We start from the raw sequence: 3,504 nt of genomic DNA on the forward strand, positions 1-3,504 counted from the left end.
ATTCCGGGCTGCCCGCCCCGCACCCTGTGGGCATGGCAGAGCTCGCTGAGCACCCGCGGAAGCCGATCATGCTGGTCAGCCTGCCGGCGGCCGGCCTGGCCAACCCGATGCTGGTGCTGGCGGGTGAACTGGCCCGGCGCGGCGTGCAGGACGTGTTCTTCGCCAGCGACGAGCCCCGGCGCGCCGACGTCGAGGCGCTGACCGCGGCCAGCAAGATCGAGTTCATCTCCCTCGGCGAACCGGTGCCCGAGCTGTCGCCGACCACCTGGGACGAGCCGACCTACCGGGCGGTCACCCAGCCCTCCCGGTTCAAGGCCTTCCGCGCGCTGCTGCGGCACAACTTCAAGCCGGAGATCACCGTCCCCAAGTACCAGGCGCTGGCGGCCGCGGTCGAGCAGCACCGGCCCGCGCTGATGGTGATCGACGTGATGTGCAAGCACGCCATCGACCTGGCCATCACCAAGGGCATCCCGTACGTGCTCAGCTGCCCGTTCGTGGCCAGCAACATCGTCAGCCTGGTCACCCCGTTCGGCAAGTCCTATACCCCCAAGGACTTCCCGACCCCGCGGTCGGCCCTGCCGTACCCGATGACGGCGCGGCAGCGGCTGCGCAACCAGCTGTTCCGCTGGCGCACCCTGCTGCACTTCCTCAACCCGGAGACGAACAAGCGGGTCCAGGCGCAGGCCAAGATCCGCGCGGAACTGGGCATCTCGGCCGAGACCACCAAGTCGCTGGCCGCCTTCGAGCAGGCCGAGCGGGTGCTGTGCTACTCGCTGCCGGAGCTGGACTACCCGTTCGACGTCCCGGACAAGTTCACCTTCGTCGGCGCGATGGTGCCGCCCCTGCCGCAGGCGCCGGCCGACGAGCTGACCGACTGGTTGGACGGCCGGAAGTCCGTGGTGTACATGGGCTTCGGCACCATCACCCGCCTCACCGAGTCCGATGTGGCCGCACTGGTCGAGGTCGCGCGACGGCTGGACGGCAAGGCGCACGTGCTGTGGTCGCTGCCCAAGTCCCAGCAGCCGATGCTGCCCGCCGACCTGCCGCCGAACCTGCGGGTCGAGGGCTGGGTGCCCTCGCAGCTGGACGTGCTGGCCCATCCCAGCGTCAAGGTCTTCGTCAACCACGGCGGCGGCAACGCCTTCCACGAGAGCGTGTTCTTCGGCAAGCCGCAGGTGGTGCGGCCGCTGTGGGTGGACTGCTACGACCAGGCGGTCCGGGTGCGGAGCATGGGCCTGGGCCAGGCGGTGGACCGCCCCGCGACGATCGACGCCGACGACCTCACCGGCAAGGTGCTGCCGGTGCTGACCGAGCAGTCCTACACCGAACGTTCCCGGCGGTTCGCCGCCGCGATGTCCAAGGCCGGTGGCCGGGCGGCCGCCGCCGACGCTCTGCTGTCCCTCCCGCAACTCACCGAGACGAGCAACGCATGAGCTACCGGTACTACGTCTCCAAGCCGGTCCTGTCCGGGCGCGAGCTGGAGTACGTCACGGACGGGATCCAGCGAGGGTGGATCTCCTCGCTGGGGCCGCACGTGCGCCAGTTCGAGGAAGCTTTCGCCAGCTACAACCAGATGTCCAGCGCGGTGGCCTGCTCCTCCGGCACGGCCGCGCTGACGCTGGCGCTGCGCGCACTGGGGGTCGGCCCAGGCGATGAGGTGATCGTCCCCGAGTTCACCATGATCGCCTCCGCCTGGGCCGTCACCTACACCGGAGCCACCCCGGTGTTCGTCGACTGCGCGGACGACCTGAACATCGACGTCACCAAGATCGAAGAGAAGATCACCCCGCGCACCAAGGCGATCATGCCGGTGCACATCTACGGCCGCCGCTGCGACATGGACCCGATCATGGAGCTGGCGCACGAGTACAACCTCCGCGTGGTCGAGGACTCCGCGGAGTCCCACGGCGTCCGCCCGGTCGCGCACATCGCGGCGTTCTCCCTGTACGCCAACAAAATCATCACCAGCGGCGAGGGCGGCATCTGCGTCACCAACGACCCGGTGCTGGACGCCCAGATGCGCCACCTGCGCGGCATGGCCTTCAGCCCCGACCACTCGTTCCTGCACCGCAAGCTGGGCTACAACTTCCGGATGACCGACATGCAGGCCGCGGTCGCCCTGGCCCAGACCGAGCAGCTGGACACCTTCCTGGCCGCCCGCAAGGAGATCGCGGCCCGCTACGACGAGGGCCTGGCCGGTATCGAGGGCATCACGGTGATGCCGCCCCGCGATGTGCTGTGGATGTACGACGTGCTGGCCGAGGACCGGGAACCACTGCGCGCGCACCTGGCCGCCGAGGGCATCGAGACCAGGCGGTTCTTCAAGCCGATGAGCCAGCAGCCGCAGTACTTCGACCCGGAGTGGCCGAAGCTGAACGCGGCGAAGTACGCGGCGTCCGGGTTCTACCTGCCGACGTACGTGGGGCTGACGGCGGCGGACCAGGAGTACATCGTGGGCAAGGTGCGGGAGTTCTACCAGAAGCGCTGAGGCGAGCACCAGGAACCCGGGCGGTAGCCGACCGCCCGGGTTCCTTTTGTGTACTGGGCGGGATCGGTCCCGGACGCCTTGTGGTCGGATGAGCCGCCGAGCTCACCACGTGACGCAAGGAAAGGCTGCGGGCGGTGTCGTGACCTGTCCTCGATGATCGAAGACCTGAGCAAGCAGACCATCGTGGTACGCCCCTTGGCGGATCCCGACGTCCGGGGCTGGCGCGTCGGCTGGGCCTGAGGTCGACGGTTCGCTTGCTCGTCGCGATGGGTGAAGCGCGGAACACGGAAAACGTCGGCAAGAACCCGGCGCCGGACACGAGAGTGCTCTCGCGCAAGTCGTTCTTCGCGGCAGTGGGCGGCGCGATCGCCGCTATCGCGCTGACTCCCGGAACCGGTGCGGCGCAGACGAACCGTAGCGCCTCGGCGCGTTGGGTGGAGCTGAACACGGGCACCCTTCGCCGGACCCACGAGAGTCTCGTCTCGCTGCCGCCAGAGCACCAGCAGGCGTTCTACCTGCAGTTCACGTCGGCCCAATGCAGGCAGTTCTGGCTGGACAACCTGGACAGCTACCGGCGCACCGCCAGGTCCGCCGTGACCACATCAGGCCAAGATGAAGCGGCGCGCAGGCTCAGTGACTTCCTCCGGACCACCCGGATCTTCGAGGACGGCGTGTCCGAGGCCGACCACCGTGAGCTGGCCGAGCTTGAACGACTCGTCAAGGCGAGCTACTCACCCGAAGCGGCAAGAATCCTCTTGACCGCGAACCTGATGACCGAGCTCGAGCCGGCAGGCCCGCTGGCGAACTGCGCGTGCAGCCCGCGCAGTGACTATTGCCGGGGCAGCTACTGCAAGGACAGCCGCTGTACTCGCGTGCCACGCGACGGAATCGCACCCGGGCCGTTGACCGGCGGGTGCGGCACGCTCCTGGCTTACCGCTGCACCGGTAGGTGCCGTTACTAGCGCACCGCGCAGCCCGTACCGTTGGGTCGCAACGGTACGGGCTGCCTGGCGAGC

The 3,504-nt window shown here is 68.7% G+C and carries 3 protein-coding genes; all 3 read left to right on the top strand.

Going from position 1 to position 3,504, the window contains the following annotated elements; translation table 11 throughout:
- Positions 1-32: 32 nt before the first annotated feature.
- Positions 33-1,433 (top strand): glycosyltransferase, encoded by a 1,401-nt coding sequence (locus ACWDY5_RS09205; protein ID WP_449721756.1) that lies wholly within the window; start codon positions 33-35, stop codon positions 1,431-1,433.
- A complete protein-coding gene (locus tag ACWDY5_RS09210; RefSeq protein WP_449721757.1) occupies positions 1,430-2,488 on the top strand; it encodes a DegT/DnrJ/EryC1/StrS family aminotransferase in 1,059 nt (352 codons plus the stop codon). The genes ACWDY5_RS09205 and ACWDY5_RS09210 overlap by 4 nt, the downstream gene beginning before the upstream one ends.
- 254 nt (positions 2,489-2,742) lie before the next feature.
- The gene (locus tag ACWDY5_RS09215) at positions 2,743-3,450 is read left to right on the top strand and encodes a bacteriocin fulvocin C-related protein (RefSeq protein ID WP_449721758.1); all 708 of its coding nucleotides are present in this window, start codon (positions 2,743-2,745) and stop codon (positions 3,448-3,450) included.
- Positions 3,451-3,504: the final 54 nt, after the last annotated feature.

It is taken from the genome of Crossiella sp. NPDC003009 (assembly GCF_053591555.1).